This is a genomic window from Variovorax sp. GW821-FHT10C12 (assembly GCF_059415405.1).
In genome coordinates, this window is the sequence record NZ_JBWKNE010000003.1 from 537,458 (window position 1) to 558,013 (window position 20,556).

The 20,556-nt window shown below is 66.9% G+C and carries 19 protein-coding genes; 18 read left to right on the top strand and 1 reads right to left on the bottom strand.

The features are described from left to right. The first annotated feature begins 54 nt into the window (after positions 1 to 54). The 8 genes from AC07OH_RS18980 (at position 55) to AC07OH_RS19015 (ending at position 10,410) form a co-directional block, all read left to right on the top strand. Positions 55 to 4,800, top strand: coding sequence for a glutamate synthase-related protein (locus AC07OH_RS18980; RefSeq protein WP_489058983.1), 4,746 nt, complete (start codon positions 55 to 57; stop codon positions 4,798 to 4,800). A 35-nt stretch (positions 4,801 to 4,835) separates the two neighbouring features. Further along, positions 4,836 to 6,314 (top strand): glutamate synthase subunit beta, encoded by a 1,479-nt coding sequence (locus tag AC07OH_RS18985; RefSeq protein ID WP_495301740.1) that lies wholly within the window; start codon positions 4,836 to 4,838, stop codon positions 6,312 to 6,314. Between the two features lie 65 nt (positions 6,315 to 6,379). Then, positions 6,380 to 7,243, top strand: a complete 864-nt coding sequence (locus AC07OH_RS18990; protein ID WP_495301793.1) for an ABC transporter ATP-binding protein — start codon at positions 6,380 to 6,382, stop codon at positions 7,241 to 7,243. Further along, positions 7,240 to 8,022, top strand: a complete 783-nt coding sequence (gene mlaE / locus AC07OH_RS18995; protein WP_495301741.1) for a lipid asymmetry maintenance ABC transporter permease subunit MlaE — start codon at positions 7,240 to 7,242, stop codon at positions 8,020 to 8,022. Before AC07OH_RS18990 ends, mlaE begins: the two co-directional genes overlap by 4 nt. 41 nt (positions 8,023 to 8,063) lie before the next feature. Further along, positions 8,064 to 8,552 (top strand): outer membrane lipid asymmetry maintenance protein MlaD, encoded by a 489-nt coding sequence (mlaD, locus tag AC07OH_RS19000; protein ID WP_062471729.1) that lies wholly within the window; start codon positions 8,064 to 8,066, stop codon positions 8,550 to 8,552. Continuing rightward, on the top strand, positions 8,549 to 9,298 hold the full coding sequence (locus tag AC07OH_RS19005; RefSeq protein ID WP_492679575.1) for an MlaA family lipoprotein: 750 nt from the start codon (positions 8,549 to 8,551) through the stop codon (positions 9,296 to 9,298). Before mlaD ends, AC07OH_RS19005 begins: the two co-directional genes overlap by 4 nt. Before the next feature lie 161 nt (positions 9,299 to 9,459). Then, positions 9,460 to 10,122: an MlaC/ttg2D family ABC transporter substrate-binding protein gene (locus AC07OH_RS19010; RefSeq protein ID WP_354347910.1), complete on the top strand. Its 663-nt coding sequence runs from the start codon at positions 9,460 to 9,462 to the stop codon at positions 10,120 to 10,122. Positions 10,123 to 10,134: 12 nt separating this feature from the next. Beyond that, positions 10,135 to 10,410: an STAS domain-containing protein gene (locus tag AC07OH_RS19015; RefSeq protein ID WP_119554261.1), complete on the top strand. Its 276-nt coding sequence runs from the start codon at positions 10,135 to 10,137 to the stop codon at positions 10,408 to 10,410. Between the two features lie 4 nt (positions 10,411 to 10,414). On the opposite strand, the gene AC07OH_RS19020 is transcribed toward AC07OH_RS19015, so the two are convergent. Beyond that, on the bottom strand, positions 10,415 to 12,031 hold the full coding sequence (locus AC07OH_RS19020; RefSeq protein WP_495301742.1) for a serine hydrolase domain-containing protein: 1,617 nt from the start codon (positions 12,029 to 12,031) through the stop codon (positions 10,415 to 10,417). Between the two features lie 152 nt (positions 12,032 to 12,183). Here AC07OH_RS19020 and AC07OH_RS19025 point away from each other — a divergent pair, with 152 nt between their 5' ends. The 10 genes from AC07OH_RS19025 to hisB all read left to right on the top strand — a co-directional run bounded on the left by AC07OH_RS19025 (position 12,184) and on the right by hisB (position 20,537). Beyond that, positions 12,184 to 13,131 (top strand): ABC transporter ATP-binding protein, encoded by a 948-nt coding sequence (locus tag AC07OH_RS19025; RefSeq protein WP_070059934.1) that lies wholly within the window; start codon positions 12,184 to 12,186, stop codon positions 13,129 to 13,131. Positions 13,132 to 13,136: 5 nt separating this feature from the next. Then, positions 13,137 to 13,892 carry an ABC transporter permease gene (locus tag AC07OH_RS19030; protein ID WP_489059448.1) on the top strand — a complete coding sequence of 252 codons (756 nt, stop codon included), beginning with the start codon at positions 13,137 to 13,139 and terminating at the stop codon, positions 13,890 to 13,892. Between the two features lie 19 nt (positions 13,893 to 13,911). Further along, complete coding sequence (locus AC07OH_RS19035) at positions 13,912 to 14,154, top strand: BolA family protein (RefSeq protein ID WP_062471708.1); 243 nt, start codon at positions 13,912 to 13,914, stop codon at positions 14,152 to 14,154. Between the two features lie 42 nt (positions 14,155 to 14,196). Beyond that, entirely contained in the window at positions 14,197 to 15,474 is a 1,278-nt protein-coding gene (gene murA, locus AC07OH_RS19040; RefSeq protein WP_495301743.1) for a UDP-N-acetylglucosamine 1-carboxyvinyltransferase, read from the top strand. A gap of 115 nt (positions 15,475 to 15,589) precedes the next feature. Then, positions 15,590 to 16,231: an ATP phosphoribosyltransferase gene (gene hisG, locus AC07OH_RS19045; RefSeq protein ID WP_062471702.1), complete on the top strand. Its 642-nt coding sequence runs from the start codon at positions 15,590 to 15,592 to the stop codon at positions 16,229 to 16,231. Positions 16,232 to 16,242: 11 nt separating this feature from the next. Further along, a complete protein-coding gene (gene hisD, locus AC07OH_RS19050) occupies positions 16,243 to 17,565 on the top strand; it encodes a histidinol dehydrogenase (RefSeq protein WP_495301744.1) in 1,323 nt (440 codons plus the stop codon). 37 nt (positions 17,566 to 17,602) lie between these two features. Then, complete coding sequence (locus AC07OH_RS19055) at positions 17,603 to 18,430, top strand: hypothetical protein (protein WP_495262617.1); 828 nt, start codon at positions 17,603 to 17,605, stop codon at positions 18,428 to 18,430. Between the two features lie 12 nt (positions 18,431 to 18,442). Then, the gene (locus AC07OH_RS19060; RefSeq protein ID WP_095743766.1) at positions 18,443 to 18,823 is read left to right on the top strand and encodes a hypothetical protein; all 381 of its coding nucleotides are present in this window, start codon (positions 18,443 to 18,445) and stop codon (positions 18,821 to 18,823) included. Further along, positions 18,820 to 19,923, top strand: a complete 1,104-nt coding sequence (gene hisC, locus AC07OH_RS19065) for a histidinol-phosphate transaminase (RefSeq protein ID WP_495301745.1) — start codon at positions 18,820 to 18,822, stop codon at positions 19,921 to 19,923. Before AC07OH_RS19060 ends, hisC begins: the two co-directional genes overlap by 4 nt. Then, positions 19,920 to 20,537 (top strand): imidazoleglycerol-phosphate dehydratase HisB, encoded by a 618-nt coding sequence (gene hisB / locus AC07OH_RS19070; protein ID WP_062471688.1) that lies wholly within the window; start codon positions 19,920 to 19,922, stop codon positions 20,535 to 20,537. The genes hisC and hisB overlap by 4 nt, the downstream gene beginning before the upstream one ends. Positions 20,538 to 20,556: the final 19 nt, after the last annotated feature.

The window sequence follows — 20,556 nt, forward strand, 5'->3', positions numbered from 1 at the left end:
TCTTTGTGCATCGCAATATGCTCCCTTTCCCTGCGAAAACTGAAGGAGCGCGCCATGACGACGGCTGCCGAGATTCAACACCTCCAAGAACACGGTCTGTATTCCGGTGCCGATGAGCACGACGCCTGCGGCGTCGGCTTCGTCGCCCACATCAAGGGCGAGAAGAGCCACGCCATCGTGCTGCAGGGCCTGAAGATCCTCGAGAACCTCGACCACCGCGGCGCCGTCGGCGCCGACAAGCTGATGGGCGACGGCGCCGGCATCCTGATCCAGCTGCCCGACCTGCTGTACCGTGAAGAAATGGCCAAGCAAGGCGTCACGCTGCCCCCGCCCGGCGAATACGGCGTCGGCATGATCTTCCTGCCGAAGGAGCACGCCTCGCGCGAAGCCTGCGAACAAGAGATGGAACGCGCCATCAAGGCCGAAGGCCAGGTGCTGCTCGGCTGGCGCGACGTGCCGGTCAACCGCGACATGCCCATGTCGCCCACCGTGCGCGAAAAGGAACCGCTGCTGCGCCAGATCTTCATCGGCCGCGGCAACGACGTGATCGTGCAGGACGCGCTGGAGCGCAAGCTGTACGTGATCCGCAAGACCGCCAGCGCCAACATCCAGCGCCTGAAGCTCAAGCACAGCAAGGAATACTACGTTCCGAGCATGTCCAGCCGCACCGTGGTCTACAAGGGCCTGCTGCTGGCCGACCAGGTCGGTACCTACTACCTCGACCTGCAGGACAAGCGCTGCGTCTCGGCCCTGGGCCTGGTGCACCAGCGCTTCTCGACCAACACCTTCCCCGAGTGGCCGCTGGCCCACCCGTACCGCTACGTCGCGCACAACGGCGAAATCAACACGGTCAAGGGCAACTACAACTGGATGAAGGCGCGCGAAGGCGTCATGTCGTCGCCCGTGCTCGGCGCCGACCTGCAGAAGCTCTACCCGATCAGCTTCGCCGGCCAGTCCGACACCGCCACCTTCGACAACTGCCTCGAGCTCTTGACGATGGCCGGCTACCCCATCAGCCAGGCCGTGATGATGATGATTCCCGAGCCCTGGGAACAGCACGCCACCATGGACACGCGCCGCCGCGCGTTCTATGAGTACCACGCCGCCATGCTCGAGCCGTGGGACGGCCCGGCTTCCATCGTGTTCACCGACGGCCGCCAGATCGGCGCCACGCTCGACCGCAACGGCCTGCGCCCCTCGCGCTACTGCGTGACCGACGACGACCTGGTCATCATGGCCTCCGAGTCGGGCGTGTTGCCCGTGCCCGAGCAGAAGATCGTGCGCAAGTGGCGCCTGCAGCCCGGCAAGATGTTCCTCATCGACTTGGAGCAGGGCCGCATGATCGACGACGAGGAGGTCAAGTCCACCCTCGCCAACAGCAAGCCCTACAAGCAGTGGATCGAGAACCTGCGCATCAAGCTCGACAGCGTCAAGGCCGAGCCGGCCGCGATCCCCGTGAGCCAGGTGGCGCTGCTCGACCGCCAGCAGGCCTTCGGCTACACCCAGGAAGACATCAAGTTCCTGATGAGCCCGATGGCGCAGGCCGGCGAAGAAGGCATCGGCTCCATGGGCAACGACAGCCCGCTGGCCGTGCTCTCCAGCAAGAACAAGCCGCTGTACAACTACTTCAAGCAGCTGTTCGCGCAGGTCACGAACCCGCCGATCGACCCGATCCGCGAAGCGATCGTGATGTCGCTCGTGTCCTTCATCGGCCCCAAGCCGAACCTGCTGGACATCAACCAGGTCAACCCGCCGATGCGGCTCGAAGTGAGCCAGCCCATTCTCGACTTCGCCGACATGGCGAAGCTGCGCGACATCGGCACCTACACGCAGGGCAAGTTCAAGAGCTACGTGCTCGATATCACCTACCCGCTGGGCTGGGGCGATGAAGGCGTCGAAGCCAAGCTGGCCTCGCTGTGCGCCGAAGCGGTCGATGCCATCAAGGGCGGCCACAACATCCTGATCGTGAGCGACCGCGGCGTGGGCCCGACGCAAGTGGCGATCCCCGCCGTGCTGGCCCTCTCGGCCGTGCACCAGTACCTCGTGCGCGAGGGCCTGCGCACCACCGCCGGCCTCGTGGTCGAGACTGGCTCGGCGCGCGAAGTGCATCACTTCGGCGTGCTTGCCGGCTACGGCGCCGAAGCCGTGCACCCGTACCTCGCCATGGAAACGCTGGCGGCCATGCACGCCGACCTGCCGGGCGACCTGAGCGCCGACAAGGCGGTCTACAACTACGTCAAGGCCATCGGCAAGGGCCTGTCGAAGATCATGTCGAAGATGGGTGTCAGCACCTACATGAGCTACTGCGGCGCCCAGCTGTTCGAAGCCATCGGCCTGAACACCGAAACGGTGAACAAGTACTTCACCGGCACGGCCAGCCGCGTGGAAGGCATCGGCGTCTTCGAGATCGCCGAAGAAGCCATCCGCATGCACAAGGCCGCCTTCGGCGACGACCCCGTGCTCGCCCACATGCTGGACGCCGGTGGCGAATACGCCTGGCGCACGCGCGGCGAAGAGCACATGTGGACGCCCGACGCCATCGCCAAGCTGCAGCACAGCACGCGTTCCAACAACTGGAACACGTACAAGGAATACGCGCAGCTCATCAACGACCAGAACCGCCGCCACCTCACGCTGCGCGGCCTGTTCGAGTTCAAGATCGATCCGGCCAAGGCCATCCCGGTCGACGAAGTCGAAGCCGCCGCCGAGATCGTCAAGCGCTTCGCTACCGGCGCGATGTCGCTCGGCTCGATCAGCACCGAGGCGCACGCCACGCTCGCCATTGCCATGAACCGCATCGGCGGCAAGAGCAACACGGGCGAAGGCGGTGAAGACCCGGCGCGCTACCGCAACGAACTGAAGGGCATCCCGATCAAGCAGGGCGACACGCTCAAGAGCGTGATCGGCGCGGCCAACGTCGAGGTCGACCTGCCGCTCAACGACGGTGACTCGCTGCGCTCGCGCATCAAGCAGGTCGCGTCGGGCCGCTTCGGCGTCACCGCCGAGTACCTGCACTCGGCCGACCAGATCCAGATCAAGATGGCGCAAGGTGCCAAGCCGGGCGAGGGCGGTCAGCTGCCCGGCGGCAAGGTCACCGAGTACATCGGCAAGCAGCGCTATGCCGTGCCGGGCGTGGGCCTCATTTCGCCCCCGCCGCACCACGACATCTACTCGATCGAAGACCTGGCCCAGCTGATCCACGACCTGAAGAACACCGCGCCGCACGCCAGCATCAGCGTGAAGCTGGTGAGCGAGATCGGCGTCGGCACCATCGCGGCCGGCGTGGCCAAGTGCAAGAGCGACCACGTCGTGATCGCGGGCCATGACGGCGGCACGGGCGCTTCGCCCTGGTCGTCGATCAAGCATGCGGGCAGCCCGTGGGAAATCGGCCTGGCCGAGACGCAGCAGACGCTGGTGCTCAACCGCCTGCGCAGCCGCATCCGCGTGCAGGCCGACGGCCAGATGAAGACCGGCCGCGACGTTGCCATCGGCGCGCTGCTGGGCGCGGACGAATTCGGCTTTGCCACCGCACCGCTGGTGGTCGAGGGCTGCATCATGATGCGCAAGTGCCACCTGAACACCTGCCCGGTGGGCGTGGCCACGCAAGACCCGATCCTGCGCAAGAAGTTCTCGGGCAAGCCCGAGCACGTCGTCAACTACTTCTTCTTCGTTGCAGAAGAAGTGCGCCAGATCATGGCCCAGCTGGGCATCCGCAAGTTCGACGACCTGATCGGTCGCGCCGATCTGCTCGACATGCGCAAGGGCATCGAACACTGGAAGGCTTCGGGCCTCGATTTCAGCCGCCTGTTCGCGCTGCCGATCGTGCCGGCCGACGTGCCGCGCTTCCATGTCGAGAACCAGGACCACGGCCTTGAGCGTGCGCTCGACGTGAAGCTCATCGAGAAGTCGCGTCCCGCCATCGACAAGGGCGAGAAGGTGCAGTTCATCGAGGTGGCGCGCAACGTCAACCGCTCGGTGGGTGCCATGCTCTCGGGCGCGCTGACCAAGGTGCACCCGCAGGGCCTGCCCGACGATTCGATCCGCATCCAGCTCGAAGGAACGGGCGGCCAGTCGTTCGGCGCCTTCCTGGCACGCGGCATCACGCTGTACCTGATCGGCGACGCCAACGACTACACCGGCAAGGGCCTCTCGGGCGGCCGCGTGGTGGTGCGACCCAGCCTCGACTTCCGCGGCGAAGCCGTGCGCAACACCATCGTCGGCAACACCGCGCTGTACGGTGCGACGACCGGCGAGGCCTACCTGTGCGGCGTGGCCGGCGAGCGCTTCGCGGTGCGCCTCTCGGGCGCCACGGCGGTCATTGAAGGCACCGGCGACCACGGCTGCGAATACATGACGGGCGGCACGGTGGCCGTGCTCGGCAAGACGGGCCGCAACTTCGCGGCCGGCATGAGCGGCGGTGTCGCCTTCGTCTACGACGAAGACGGCCAGTTCGCCTCGCGCTGCAACCTCTCGATGGTGTCGCTCGACAAGGTGCTGACCTCGGCCGAGCAAACCGCCAGCGTGCATCGCAAGATCTGGCACGGCGGCGAGACCGACGAAGCGCAGCTCAAGAAGCTGCTCGAAGAGCACCACCGCTGGACCGGCAGCAAGCGCGCGCGCGAACTGCTCGACCACTGGGCCGAGTCGCGCACCAAGTTCGTCAAGGTGTTCCCGAACGAGTACAAGCGCGCCCTGGCCGAGCTGCACGACCGCCAGGTCGAGCTGGCCAGCAGCGGCAACAACGCCCACGTGGGCCTCGAGCCGCACGCACTGGCCGCGCCCGCCACGGCCGCCGTCTGAGCGCGCCATAGATACGAAGAACAGAGGACAGCACGATGGGAAAAATCACCGGCTTCATGGAGCATGAGCGTGTCGAAGAGGGCTACAAGCCCGTCGAAGAACGCGTCAAGCACTACAAGGAATTCGTGGTCGGCCTGAACACCGACCAGGCCAAGGTGCAGGGCGCACGCTGCATGGACTGCGGCACGCCGTTCTGCAACAGCGGCTGCCCGGTCAACAACATCATTCCGGACTTCAACGACCTCGTGTACCGCGACGATTGGCAGAACGCCTTCGCGGTGCTCGACTCGACCAACAACTTTCCCGAGTTCACCGGCCGCATCTGCCCCGCGCCTTGCGAGGCTGCCTGCGTGCTCAACGTGAACGACGACGCGGTCGGCATCAAGTCGCTGGAACACGCGATCATCGACCGCGCCTGGGACGAAGGCTGGGTGGCGCCGCGCGTCGCCAAGCACAAGACCGGCAAGAAGGTGGCCGTGGTCGGGGCCGGCCCCGCCGGCATGGCGGCGGCTCAGCAACTGGCGCGCGTCGGTCACGACGTGACCCTGTTCGAGAAGAACGACCGCATCGGCGGCCTGCTGCGCTACGGCATCCCCGACTTCAAGATGGAGAAGACGCACATCGATCGCCGCGTCGAGCAGATGAAGGCCGAGGGCGTGACCTTCCGCACCGGCGTGATGGTCGGTGCCGCGAAAGATCCGCTGGGCAAGGGCTCCAAGGTCACCAACCTGGCCAAGGAAACCATCACGCCCGAGCAGCTGCAGAAAGAGTTCGACGCCGTGGTGCTCACCGGTGGCGCCGAGCAGTCGCGCGACCTGCCCGTGCCCGGCCGCGACCTCGACGGCATCCACTTCGCGATGGAGTTCCTGCCGCAGCAGAACCGCGTCAACGCGGGCGACAAGGTCAAGGGCCAGCTGCGCGCCGACGGCAAGCACGTCATCGTGATCGGTGGCGGCGACACCGGCTCCGACTGCGTGGGCACCAGCAACCGCCACGGCGCCGTGAGCGTCACGCAGTTCGAACTGATGCCGCAGCCGCCGGAAGAAGAGAACCGTCCGCTGACCTGGCCCTACTGGCCGATCAAGCTGCGCACCAGCTCCAGCCACGAAGAAGGCTGCGAGCGCGAGTTCGCCATCTCCACCAAGGAGTTCATCGGCGAAAAGGGCAAGGTCACCGGCCTGAAGACCGTTCGCGTCGAATGGAAGGACGGCAAGATGCAGGAAGTGGCCGGCAGCGAGCAGATCCTCAAGGCCGACCTCGTGCTGCTCGCCATGGGCTTCATCAGCCCCGTGGCCACCGTGCTCGACGCCTTCGGTGTCGAGAAGGACGCCCGCGGCAACGCGCGCGCCACGGTCGACTTCATCGGCGGCTATGCAACGAATGTGCCCAAAGTGTTTGCAGCCGGCGACATTCGCCGCGGCCAGTCGCTGGTGGTGTGGGCAATTCGCGAAGGACGTCAAGCGGCGCGCGCGGTCGACGAATTTTTGATGGGATTCAGCGACTTACCGCGCTGATTTTTGTTTCAGTGAAGCGGCGCCGTTCGTGGCCCCGTTATCATCCGCGGAAACCGCATGCCGGGATGCCTGAGAAGGCGCCCGGCTTTTTTATTGTGATGGACCCAGCCACACCACCGTCTTCCTCCTTCGTCGAATTCCGCGATGTCACGTTCGGCTACGGCGCGCGCGCGATCCTCGACGGCGTGTCGTTTTCCGTGCCGCGAGGCAAGGTGACGGCACTGATGGGGGCGTCGGGTGGTGGCAAGACCACCGTGCTGCGCCTCATCGGCGGCCAGCAGCGCGCGCAACGCGGCGAGGTGCTGTTCGATGGCAAAGACGTCGGCCGTTTCGATGTTTCGACGCTGTATGCGGCGCGGCGTCGCATGGGCATGCTGTTCCAGTTCGGCGCGCTGTTCACCGACATCAGCGTGTTCGACAACGTGGCCTTCCCGCTGCGCGAGCACACGCAGCTGTCGGAAGCGCTGGTGCGCGACATCGTGCTCATGAAGCTCGATGCCGTCGGCCTGCGCGGTGCGCGCGACCTGATGCCTAGCGAGATCTCGGGCGGCATGGCGCGGCGCGTGGCGCTGGCGCGCGCGATCGCGCTCGACCCCGACCTCGTCATGTACGACGAGCCCTTTGCGGGGCTCGATCCGATCTCTCTCGGCACGGCCGCGCGGCTGATCCGCCAGCTCAACGATGCGCTCGGTCTCACCAGCATCATCGTGTCGCACGACCTCGAAGAAACCTTCCGCATCGCCGACCACGTGATCGTTCTGGCCAACGGTGGCATCGCCGCGCAGGGGCGGCCCGAGGAGGTGCGCGAAAGCGCCGATCCGTTGGTGCACCAGTTCGTCAACGCACTGCCTGACGGGCCTGTGCGCTTCCACTACCCGGGCGTCAGCATCCAAGACGATTTCGGGAACAGGGAAGGGGGGCGCTCATGAGCTGGTGGAAGCCCGCCGACATCGGCTTTGCCGTGCGCAGTCAATTGGCTGGCATGGGCCATGCCGCCAAACTCTTCCTGCGGCTGCTCGGCCCGGGCGCGCAGATCATGCGCCGCTTCGGGCTGGTGCGTGACCAGGTCCATTTTCTGGGCAACTACTCGCTCGCGATCATCGGCGTGTCGGGGCTGTTCGTGGGCTTCGTGCTCGGGCTGCAGATGTACTACGCGCTGCAGCGCTACGGCTCGTCCGAAGCGCTCGGCCTGCTGGTCGCGCTGAGCCTCGTGCGCGAACTCGGTCCCGTGGTGGCGGCTCTGCTGTTCACCGGCCGGGCCGGCACCTCGCTGACGGCCGAGATCGGCCTCATGAAAGCCAACGAGCAGTTGAGCGCCATGGAAATGATGGCGGTCGATCCGGTGCAGCGCATCCTTGCGCCGCGCTTCTGGGCTGGCGTCATCACCATGCCGCTGCTGGCGGCCGTGTTCAGCGCGGTCGGCATCATGGGCGGCTACGTCGTGGGCGTGATGATGCTGGGCGTCGACCCGGGCGCGTTCTGGGGCCAGATGCAGGGCGGCGTCGACGTCTGGCGCGACGTCGGCAACGGCGTCATCAAGAGCATCGTGTTCGGTTTCACCGTGACCTTCGTCGCGCTGCTGCAGGGCTTCGAAGCCCAGCCGACGCCCGAGGGCGTGTCGCGCGCGACCACGCGGACCGTGGTGATGGCGTCGCTGGCGGTGCTGGGGCTGGACTTCCTGCTCACCGCCATGATGTTCAGTATCTAAAGGGGCCCCGGCTCCATCGTTCTAGACAGAGAGTGCAAACCATGCAACGTTCCACCAACGACATCTGGGTCGGCCTGTTCGTGCTGATCGGCGGCGCCGCCTTGCTGTTCCTGGCACTGCAGTCGGCCAACCTGCTGAGCCTGAACTTCCAGAAGACCTACACGGTCACCGCGCGTTTCGACAACATCGGCGGGCTCAAGCCCCAGACGGCGGTCAAGAGCGCTGGCGTGGTCGTTGGTCGTGTGGAATCCATCGCGTTCAACGACAAGGCCTTTCAGGCCGACGTGACGCTGGCGCTGCAAAACCGTTACAGTTTTCCCAAGGACAGTTCGCTCAAGATCCTGACCAGTGGCCTGCTCGGCGAGCAGTACATCGGGATCGAGGCGGGCGCCGAGGAAAAGAACCTGCAAGCCGGCGACACCATCACCGCGACCCAGTCGGCCGTGGTGCTGGAGAACCTGATCAGCCAGTTCCTGTACAGCAAGGCCGCCGAGGGGAATACGGCGCCGGGAACAGCCAACAAGAAATGACCACACGACTTTTTTCGTCGAATGCTATTAAAAGTGTAGCGAAATCCGCCCGCTGGGCTGGCGCAACCGTCGGGTTCGCGCTGGTGGCCGGATGCGCCACCGGACCCGGGACGAGCCCGACCGACCCTTTCGAGCCATTCAACCGCGGCGTGACGCGCTTCAACGACACCGTCGACGAAGCGGTGCTCGAGCCCGTGGCCAGCACCTACCAGAAGGTGGTGCCCTCGCTGGTGCGCCAGGGTGTGACCAACTTCTTCAGCAACATCGGCGACGTCTGGAGCCTGGCCAACAACGTGGCGCAGCTCAAGCTGCAGAACAGCGCCGAGACCTTCATGCGGCTGAACGTCAACACGTTCTTCGGCTTGGGCGGGCTGCTCGACGTGGCCACGGAAGCAGGCATTCCGCGCCACGAAGAAGATTTCGGCCAGACGCTGGGCTACTGGGGCGTGGGCGCTGGTCCTTATGTCGTGCTGCCTCTGCTTGGACCGTCCACGTTGCGTGACACAGTGGCCAAGCCGCTTGAACTCTATGGCGATGCACAGGGCTACATCCACGATGTCGCCTGGCGCAATTCGCTGTCGGTCCTGCGTATCGTGGACACCCGCTCGCGTTACCTCGGCGCGACCCGCCTGCTCGACGAAGCCGCGCTCGACAAGTATTCGTTCACCCGCGACGCGTTCCTGCAGCGCCGCCGCAACCAGGTCTACGACGGCAATCCGCCGGACGACGACAACGCCGGCAAGTGATGGCGGCGCAGCGGACGGGAAGCCTGCTTGCATCCGGTTGCAGGCTTCACCTCCGCTTCAGGAACCCGGTCGGCCTGGCGCCTGTCGAAACCGTTCCTGTCTCAGCACGGGGCCATTGGCTGCACCGTGCAGGGAAGACAATTCAACCTGAGGGACTCACCATGAACAACAAGATCTTGCTGCAACGACGCGACCTGGGCCGACTGGCATTGGCCGGCGCGCTGCTGTTCGGCGCCGCCACCGCCTTCGTGCACCAGCCCGCATACGCGGCGGATGAAGCTCCCGACGCACTCGTCAAGCGCCTGTCGACCGACGTGCTCGAGACCATCAAGGCCGATTCGTCGATCAAGGCCGGTGACATCAACAAGATCATGCTGCTGGTCGACAGCAAGATCATGCCCAACGTCAACTTCCAGCGCATGACCGCCTCGGCCGTCGGCCCGGCCTGGCGCCAGGCCACGCCCGAGCAGCAAAAGCGCCTGCAGGACGAGTTCAAGACCCTGCTGGTGCGCACCTACGCGGGCGCGCTCGACCAGGTGAGCGACCAGACCGTCACCATCCGTCCGTTCCGCGGCGCGCCCACCGACACCGACGTGCTCGTGCGCACCGAGGTCAAGGGCCGCGGCGATCCGGTGCAGCTGGACTACCGCCTCGAAAAGACCCCGGGCCAGGGCGCCGGCTGGAAGGTCTACAACCTGAACGTGCTGGGCGTGTGGCTGGTCGATACCTACCGCACCCAGTTTGCGCAGGAAATCAACAAGAGCGGCATCGATGGCCTGATTGCCGCGCTGGCCGCGCGCAACAAGGGCAACGGCAAGGGCTGACGGGCGCACGCCATGCTGGTCCTTCCCTCCCGACTCACCCACGACGAGGCTCCTGCCTGCATGCGCATGCTGCAGCAGGGGCTCAAGGGCCAGACCGACTCGACCTCCACTGTGGTCGACGCCACGGCGCTGGCTCAGTTCGATTCCTCCGCGCTGGCGGTGCTGCTTGAGTGCCGGCGCGAATCGAGCGCGCTGGGCCGGGGGTTCTCGGTCAAGGGCCTGTCGCCGCGCCTGCGCGAGCTGGCCGCGCTGTACGGCATCGCGGGCCTCTTGCCCGCCGCGCCCTGACACCCTAGCGCGTGCGTGGCACTGCTGCGGTCAGCAGCGCGAGTGCCTTGTTCAGGGTCGGGGTCGCGAATCGCTCCCCCTTGGAGTGGCCGATGCGCACGACCACAAGATCGTGCGACGGAATCACGAGCACGAACTGGCCCCCTGCACCGAGCATGTAGTAGGCCGTCGTCGGTGCCGCCAGTGCCCCCGTTCCATTGATCCAGAAGAATCCCCCGTAGATGGGGCGCTGGTCTGCGGCCCAGGCCGGTGCGGCCGTGCTCACGAAGTTGACGAACCCCTCGGGAAGAATGCGCTCCCCGTTCCACACGCCGTCCTGCAGGTAGAGATTGGCCAGCCGGGCCCAATCGCGGGCCGACATGAAGTCGTAGCCTTGCGTGAGGAAGTTGCCGTAGGGATCGGTCTCGATCACCATGGAGCGGATGCCGATCTTGTCGAAGATGGCACGCTGCGGGAACGAGAGGTACTCTTCGCCGCGCTTCTCGACTCCAAGGCGGACCAGGTAGTTGGCAAGCACCGGATCGGTGTTGCGGTAGCGGCCCACCGTATTGGGCGGCCATTGTTGCGGTCGGGTCGCGGCGTAGTTGAATGCGTTGATCCGGCCCGTGTAGTAGTAGATGTGATCGGGGTAGGTGCCGTTGGGATCGAAGTCCGGATCGTCCGGGGCCTTGATGCGCAGCCCGCTGGACATGCGCAGGATGTCGGCAATACGGATCTGCTGCCGGCCGTCGCCGGCACCTTGCCATTCGGGAATCGGCGCGGGCTGGTCGAGCTTGTACACACCCTGCTTGATCAGCACGCCCATCATCGTGGCCACGACGCTCTTGCCCATCGACCATGATTCGAGCGGCGTTGTCGCGCTGATGTCGCTCATGTAGCGCTCGCCGATGAGCCGCCCCTTGTGCGTGACCACGAAGGCGGCGGTGTAGGCCTCCGTGGTTTCGAAGGCGGCGCCGAGGGCCTGGTTCACCTTGGCCATGTCGACGTCGGCGGGCGGCGGGTCGTTCGGCAGCACATCCCCCATGGGCCAGGGCACGGTCGTGGGGTCGGCCAGCGCGCTCTTGACATTGACGGGTGTGAAGAAAACGTCGTCCTTGCCGGGCGGCAGCGTGATGCAACCCTGCGATCCGAAGTGGCGGGCCACCAGCGTCGGGCCGCCGTTGGGCATCGTGATGCGGACCTCCTTCTTGGCGCGGTCGACCACCGGCGCACCCACCTTCTTGCGCTGTTCGTACGGCCCCGTGAAGTACCCGATGGTTTCGGCGGCGACTGCAGGATCGAGTCCGGTGATGAAGACCGCCGAGCACATGGCCTTGGCATAGCCGGAAGTGTTGTGCTCCAGCACATCGCCGGGTGGTGGCACGTAGGGCGTGTCCAGCTCCAGGCACTTGGCGCGCGCAATGAGTGCATCGCGGGCCGGCAGTTGGGCCGAACCTGCAGATGAGGCGCAAGGTGGAGCGGTGCCACCCCCTGCGCCAGCGCCAGCACCGCCGCCGAGGCCAAGGCCGATACCGCCACCTCCGCCGCCACCACCACCTCCTCCTCCCCCGCAAGCGGACAGCACCATCGCCAGGAGCAGGGCGGCAACGGTTGGGAGGGGGCTGCGGGTCAAACACTTCATGGGCGTTCCTCGCGATGGGCGGTTGCGGTGCGCAGAATCGGCACCGGCGGGATTGTGGGTGAACTCCGGGCCGATGCCTAGCGCGGCCGGCTCCCCGCGTTCACCCCTGAACAGCGCCGAAAAACCCATCGCCCGTAAAATCGCGGGCTCCCATGCCCGCGATCTCATTCCAGTCGGTCTCCAAGACCTACCCTCCCTCCCGTCAGCAACGCGCCCAAGGCAAGCAGGGGCTGCGTGCGGTCGACGAGGTTTCCTTCCAGATCGAGCCGGGCGAGTTCTTCGGCCTGCTCGGCCCCAACGGCGCGGGCAAGACCACCCTGATCAGCATGCTGGCGGGCCTGTCGCGGCCCACGGCGGGCGCGATCAGCGTGCACGGCTTCGACGTGCAGCGCGACTACGCCGAAGCCCGGCGCCAGCTCGGCATCGTGCCGCAGGAGCTGGTGTTCGACCCCTTCTTCAACGTGCGCGAGTCGCTGCGCATCCAGTCGGGCTACTTCGGCATCAAGAACAACGAAGCCTGGATCGACGAGTTGCTGCAGAGCCTGGGCCTGGCCGACAAGGCCACCGCCAACATGCGCCAGCTCTCGGGCGGCATGAAGCGCCGGGTGCTGGTGGCGCAGGCGCTGGTGCACAAGCCACCGGTCATCGTGCTCGACGAGCCCACGGCCGGTGTCGACGTCGAATTGCGCCAGACGCTCTGGCAGTTCGTCGCCAAGCTCAACAAGCAGGGCAGCACCGTGCTGCTCACCACCCATTACCTCGAAGAGGCCGAGGCCCTGTGCAGCCGCATCGCGATGCTCAAGCTCGGCAAGGTGATCGCCCTGGACCGCACCAGCGAGCTGCTGAAGTCGGCCGCGAGCAACGTGCTGCGCTTCAAGACCGATGCCATGCTGCCCTGGGCCATCGCCCAGCATGCGCGCATCACCGGGCGCATCGTGCAGCTGCCGGCGCAGAACGCGCATGAAGTCGAACAACTGCTGGCCGCGATCCGCGAAGCCGGCGTCGCGGTGGAAGACGTGGAAATGCGCAAGGCCGACCTGGAAGACGTGTTCATCGACCTGATGGCGGGCGAGCAGACGCCGCTGGAGGTGTCGCGATGATGGCCGTGACTGGGTGGCGCGCGCTTCTGTACAAGGAAACGCTGCGCTTCTGGAAGGTCGGTTTCCAGACCGTCGGCGCGCCGGTGCTCACCGCGCTGCTGTACCTCATGGTGTTCGGGCATGTGCTCGAAGGCCGCGTGACGGTCTACGGCTCCGTGGGCTACACCGCCTTCCTGATCCCCGGCCTCGTGATGATGAGCGTGCTGCAGAACGCGTTCGCGAACAGCTCGTCCTCGATCATCCAGAGCAAGATCATGGGCAACCTCGTGTTCGTGCTGCTCACGCCGCTGTCGCACTGGGGCTGGTTCTTCGCCTACGTGGGCTCCTCGGTGATCCGCGGGCTGGCGGTGGGCGTGGGCGTGTTCGCCGTGACCCTCTTCTTCGCCGTGCCGAGCTTCGTGGCGCCGGTGTGGATCCTGGTGTTCGCGCTGCTGGGCTCGGCCATGCTGGGCACGCTGGGCCTCATCGCCGGGCTCTGGGCCGAGAAGTTCGACCAGATGGCCGTGTTCCAGAACTTCCTGATCATGCCCATGACCTTCCTGTCGGGCGTGTTCTATTCGATCGGCTCGCTGCCGCCGTTCTGGCAGAGCGTGAGCCACCTGAACCCCTTCTTCTACATGATCGACGGCTTCCGCTACGGCTTCTTCGGGGTGAGCGACGCTTCGCCCTGGCTGAGCTTCGGCATCGTCGGTTCCGCTTGGCTGGTGGTGAGCGCGATTGCCGTTCACCTCCTGCGCATCGGCTACAAAATCCGCGGCTGATCCCGCCTTCCAAGACCCCATGACCGCTGACGAACTCCAAGCCATCATCGCTGCCCATCTGCCGTGCGAGCACATCACGCTCGAGGGCGACGGCCGACATTGGTACGCGACCATCGTCTCGGCCGAATTCGAGGGCAAGCGCGCCATCCAGCGCCACCAGCGGGTCTACGCCACCCTCGGTGCGAAAATGCACACCGACGAGGTGCATGCACTCTCGATGAAGACCTACACGCCGGCCGAATGGGCCGCCGTGGACAAATGACTTTCCGGCCCCTGCGGGCCTCCTGATTTCGCTGGATCCTTCATGGACAAACTTCTGATTCGCGGCGGGCGTGAGCTTCGCGGCGAAGTGCTCATTTCCGGCGCCAAGAACGCCGCGCTGCCCGAGCTGTGCGCGGCGCTGCTGACCGACCAGCCCGTGGTGCTGCACAACGTGCCGCGCCTGCAGGACGTGTCGACCATGCTCAAGCTGGTGCGCAACATGGGCGTGACGGCCGAGGCCGACGACAACGGCACCGTGCGCCTGAACGCCGGCGAGCTCGGCAACCCCGAGGCCCCCTACGAACTGGTGAAGACCATGCGCGCCTCGGTGCTGGCGCTGGGCCCGCTGCTGGCGCGCTTCGGCCATGCCAAGGTCTCGCTGCCCGGCGGCTGCGCCATCGGCTCGCGGCCGGTCGATCAGCACATCAAGGGCCTGCAGGCGATGGGCGCCGAGATCGTGGTCGAGCACGGCTACATGGTCGCGCGCCTGCCCGAGGGCCGCACGCGGCTGAAGGGCGCGCGCATCCTGACCGACATGGTCACCGTCACCGGCACCGAGAACTTCCTCATGGCCGCCGCGCTGGCCGAGGGCGAGACGCTGCTCGAGAACGCCGCGCAGGAGCCCGAGATCATCGACCTGGCCGAGATGCTGATCCGCATGGGCGCGAAGATCGAAGGCCACGGCACCAGCCACATCCGCATCCAGGGCGTCGAGAAGCTGCACGGCTGCGAGCATGCCGTGGTGGCCGACCGCATCGAGGCCGGCACCTTCCTGTGCGCCGTGGCGGCCACGGGCGGCGAGGCCTTCCTGCGCCACGCGCGCGGCGACCACCTCGACGCCGTGATCGACAAGCTGCGCGACGCCGGCTGCACCGTCGTGACCGAACCCGACGGCATCCGCATCGGCTCGCTGGGCCCCGCGTACGACCACCTGAAGGCGCAGAGCTTCAGCACCACCGAATACCCCGGCTTCCCGACCGACATGCAGGCCCAGTTCATGGCCCTGAACGTGATCGCGCGCGGCGCCTCGATGGTCACCGAGACCATCTTCGAGAACCGCTTCATGCACGTGAACGAGATGGTGCGCCTGGGCGCGCGCATCCACGTCGAAGGCAAGGTCGCGATGGTCGAGGGCGTGCAGCAGCTCTCGGGCGCCACCGTGATGGCCACCGACCTGCGCGCTTCCGCCAGCCTCGTCATTGCCGGCCTCGTGGCCGAGGGCGAGACGCTGGTCGACCGCATCTACCACCTCGACCGGGGTTACGACCGAATGGAATCGAAACTGCGCGGCCTCGGTGCCGACATTGAACGCATCGCATGACGCACACCCCCAGTCTTCGCGCACTTCGTGTCGCTTCGCCAACCCCCTTGCAGGGGGCAACACCAGCGGCCCGGCAAAGCCGGTTCCGCGGTGTTTCCCGCTTGAAGGCATCCCAATGATCACGCTTGCTTTATCCAAAGGCCGCATCTTCGAAGAGACGATGCCCCTGCTGGCCGCCGCCGGCATCGAGGTCACCGAAGACCCCGAGAAATCGCGCAAGCTCATCCTCGACACCACCCGCCCTGACGTGCGCGTGGTGCTGGTGCGCGCGTCCGACGTGCCCACCTACGTGCAGTACGGCGGCGCCGACCTGGGCGTGACCGGCCTGGACGTGCTGCTCGAGCACGGCAACCAGGGCCTGTATCAGCCGCTGGACCTGCGCATTGCCGCCTGCCGCCTCAGCGTGGCCGTGCGCGCCGACTACGACTACGCCTCGGCCGTGAAGCAGGGCTCGCGCCTGCGCGTGGCCACCAAGTACGTGGGCCTGGCGCGCGACTTCTTCGCCAGCAAGGGCGTGCACGTCGACCTGATCAAGCTCTACGGCAGCATGGAGCTGGCGCCGCTCACGGGCCTGGCCGACGCCATCGTCGACCTGGTCTCGACCGGCAACACGCTCAAGGCCAACCACCTCGTCGAGGTGGAGCGCATCATGGACATCAGCGCCCGGCTGGTCGTCAACCAGGCCGCGCTCAAGCTCAAGCGCGAACCCATCCGCCGCATCATCGACGCCTTCGCGTCCGCCATTCCCTCCGCCTGAACCTCAAGCCCATGACTCTGCAAGCAGCCCCCGCCCGACTGTCCACGAACTCAGCCAGCTTCGATGCTGAATTCAAGGCGCGGCTGCATTGGTCCGCGGACGCGGATGCGGCGATCGAGAAGGTGGTGGCCGACATCCTGGCCGACGTGCAAAAGCGCGGCGACGAGGCGGTGCTGGAATACACGAACCGCTTCGACAAGCTCGATGCGAAGACGCTGCCCGAGCTGGAGCTGACGCAGGCTGAACTGAAGGCCGCCTTCGAGGCGCTGCCCGCCGCGCAGCGCGACGCGCTCGAGGCCGCCGCACGCCGCGTGCGCAGCTACCACGAGGCGCAGAAGAAGGCCTCGGGCGAAAGCTGGAGCTACCGCGACGCCGACGGCACGCTGCTCGGCCAGAAGGTCACGCCACTCGACCGCGTCGGCATCTACGTGCCGGGCGGCAAGGCCGCGTACCCGTCGAGCGTGCTGATGAACGCCATTCCCGCGCACGTCGCCGGTGTGGGCGAGATCATCATGGTCGTGCCCACGCCGAAGGGCGAGAAGAACCAGCTCGTGCTCGCCGCCGCCTACGTGGCCGGCGTGACGCGCGGCTTCACCGTCGGCGGTGCGCAGGCCGTGGCCGCGCTGGCCTACGGCACGGCCACCATCCCGGCCTGCGACAAGATCACCGGCCCCGGCAACGCCTACGTGGCTGCCGCCAAGCGCCGCGTGTTCGGCACCGTGGGCATCGACATGATCGCGGGCCCGAGCGAAATCCTGGTGCTGGCTGACGGCTCCACGCCGCCCGACTGGGTGGCCATGGACCTGTTCAGCCAGGCCGAGCACGACGAGCTGGCGCAAAGCATCCTGCTGTGCCCCGACGCCGCCTACATCGACCGCGTGCAGGCCGAGATCGACCGCCTGCTGCCGACCATGCCGCGCGCCGAGATCATCGCCGCCTCGCTCAACGGCCGCGGCGCGCTGATCCACACGAAGAGCATGGAAGAGGCCTGCGAGATCAGCAACCGCATCGCCCCCGAACACTTGGAAGTCAGCAGCAGCGAGCCGCACCGCTGGGAACCGCTGCTGCGCCACGCCGGCGCGATCTTCCTGGGCAACTTCACCAGCGAGAGCCTGGGCGACTACTGCGCCGGCCCGAACCACGTGCTGCCGACCAGCGGCACGGCGCGTTTCTCGAGCCCGCTGGGCGTGTACGACTTCCAGAAGCGCTCCAGCCTCATCGAGGTGAGCGAGGCCGGCGCGCAGGTGCTGGGCCCGATCGCGGTCACGCTGGCCGAAGGCGAGGGCCTGCAGGCCCACGCCGAAGCCGCGCGCATGCGCCTGCGTAAGATCTGAGGCTCCAACAACCCCGCTTCAGGGAGGAGCACGCCAGATGATTCAACGCCTCTATCGTTCGCGATTTTTCCGCTTCGCCACCGGCCTCGTTGCCGGTGCCGCCTTGCTGGCCGCCTGCACCCAGATGCCGCAGAACCGCGCCGAGACCACGGCGATGGCGGCCACGTCCAGTGCTGCAAAGCCCGCACCGGCGCCGGCCCAGCTCGGCACGCAATGGGGCGAGGGCATCGAGTCGAAGACCCGCACGGTGGCTGCCAAGCGCCTGTCCGACCAGCCCGACGACGTGGCCTCGATCGGCTACAACGACGCGGCCAGCGTGCGCCGCGATACGGGCAGCAACCCCGAGCGCCGGCTGAACCTGCAGCTGGCCCAGGGCGACATCGAATGGTCGGTGCTCGACGAGAACGACCGCCCGCTGCCGTTGCAGCGCGCACGCCGAAGCGGCAATGACATGTTCCGCCTCGCCGGCGTCGAAGGCGCGCGCTACACGCTGCGCTTTCGCAACCTGAGCGACCGCAGCTACGAGGTGATCGCCACCGTCGACGGCCTGGACGTGCTCAACGGCAAGCCCGGCAGCCTGCGCAACGGCGGCTACGTGCTGCGCCCGCAGCAGACCCTGAACATCGAAGGCTTCCGCAAGAGCCAGAGCGAAGTGGCCGCCTTCCGTTTCGCCACGCCGGGCCGTGCCTACGCCGCGAACACCGAGGCCGGTGATGTGCGCAACATCGGCGTGATCGGCGCCGCGCTGTTCGAACTCGAAGAGCCGAACGCCCCGCGCCGCACCCGCCGCGACGCTTCGCCGTCGCAGCCCAGCGCCTTCCCGGCCGACGGCGCGTACGCGCCGCCGCCGCGCTACCGCAAGTAAGCCGGCGAGGCCATGCAACGCGCCGCCGTCCTGCTGTTGCCGCGCCTGCCGGCGCTGCTGCTCGCCCTGGCGGCCGGTGCGATCGGCGTCGGCGCGCAGGCCATGAGCATTCGCGAGCTGCGCACGCTCGAAGCCAACGAGAAGGACGGCAAGGCCTACGCCAGCTACTACCTCGTCGGCGTGCTCGAAGGCCTGCGCGAGGGCGTCGAATCGTCGCAGCGCAACGGCCAGGTGCCGCCGTTCTGCATCGAGGGCCGCCGCCTCGAACCCTCGATGGCCCGCTCGCTCTACCAGACCGAGCTGAGCCGCAACGCCGACAGCTACGAAGCCGACATGCCCGTGCAACTGGTCATGGCCGGCGCCCTCCGCAACAGCTACCGCTGCACCCGATGACCGTTTCCGATTCTTCTGCCTCCGACAACCGCCTGCCGCTCGACCGCATCCGCGCCGACGTGCGCGCCATGCACGCCTACGCGGTGCAGGACGCGCGCGGCTTCCTCAAGCTCGACGCGATGGAGAACCCCTACGGCCTGCCGCCCGCGCTGCAGGCCGAACTGGGCGCGCGCCTGGGTGCGCTCGCACTCAACCGCTACCCCGGCGACCGCGGCGCCGACCTGCAGCGCGCGCTGGCCGCCCATGCGGGCCTGCCCGAAGGCTTCGGGCTGATGCTGGGCAACGGCTCGGACGAACTGATCTCGCTGCTCGGCATCGCCTGCGACCAGCCCGGCGCCGCCGTGCTGGCGCCCGTGCCCGGCTTCGTCATGTACGCGATGAGCGCCCAGCTGCAGGGCCTGCGCTTCGTGGGCGTGCCGCTGACGGCCGATTTCGAACTCGACGAGGCCGCCATGCTGGCCGCCATCGCGCGCGAGAAGCCCGCCATCGTCTACCTCGCCTACCCGAACAACCCGACCGCCAACCTCTGGGACGACGCCGTCATCGAGAAGATCGTGCAGGCCCAGGGCGCGCAGAGCGGCCTGGTGGTGATCGACGAGGCCTACCAGCCCTTTGCCGCCCGCAGCTACATCGACCGGCTCGCGAACCACCGCCACGTGCTGCTGATGCGCACCCTGAGCAAGTTCGGCCTGGCCGGTGTCCGCCTGGGCTACCTCATGGGCCCCGCCGCGCTGGTCGCCGAGATCGACAAGGTGCGCCCGCCGTACAACATCAGCGTGCTCAACTGCGAGGCCGCGCTGTTCGCGCTGGAGCACGCGGCCGTGTTCGAAGCCCAGGCGGGCCAGATCCGCGAGGGGCGCGACCAGCTCATGGCCGCGCTGGCCCGGCTGCCGGGCGTGAAGACCTGGCCCAGCGACGCCAACATGATCCTGCTGCGCGTGCCCGATGCCACCCGTACCTTCGAGGGCATGAAGGCCCGCGGGGTGCTGGTGAAGAACGTTTCTAAAATGCATGAACTGCTCGCCAACTGCCTGCGCCTCACCGTCGGAACGGCCGACGAGAACACGCAGATGCTGGCGGCGCTCGAAGCCTCACTATGACCACCCCCACGACCCCGGGCAGCACCGATCGCATCGCGACGGTCACCCGCCACACCGCCGAGACGAAGATCACGGTCAGCGTCAACCTCGACGGCACCGGCAAGGCCAAGCTCTCCACGGGCATCGGCTTTTTCGATCACATGCTCGACCAGATCGCCCGCCACGGGCTGATCGACCTGGACATCGACTGCGAGGGCGACCTGCACATCGACGGCCACCACACGGTGGAAGACGTGGGCATCACGCTCGGCCAGGCCGTGGCCAAGGCCATCGGCGACAAGAAGGGCATCCGCCGCTACGGCCATGCCTACGTGCCGCTCGACGAGGCGCTGAGCCGCGTCGTCATCGACTTCTCGGGCCGCCCCGGCCTCGTGATGCACGTGCCCTTCACCAGCGGCATGATCGGCACCTTCGACAGCCAGCTCACCTACGAGTTCTTCCAGGGCTTCGTGAACCACGCCTTCGTCACGCTGCACATCGACAACCTGAAGGGCGTGAACGCGCACCACCAGTGCGAGACCGTGTTCAAGGCCTTCGCGCGCGCCATGCGCGGCGCGCTGGAGCTCGATCCGCGCTCCGTGGGCGTCATTCCCTCAACCAAAGGTTCGCTCTGAAACTCCCCGGCGAACAGCT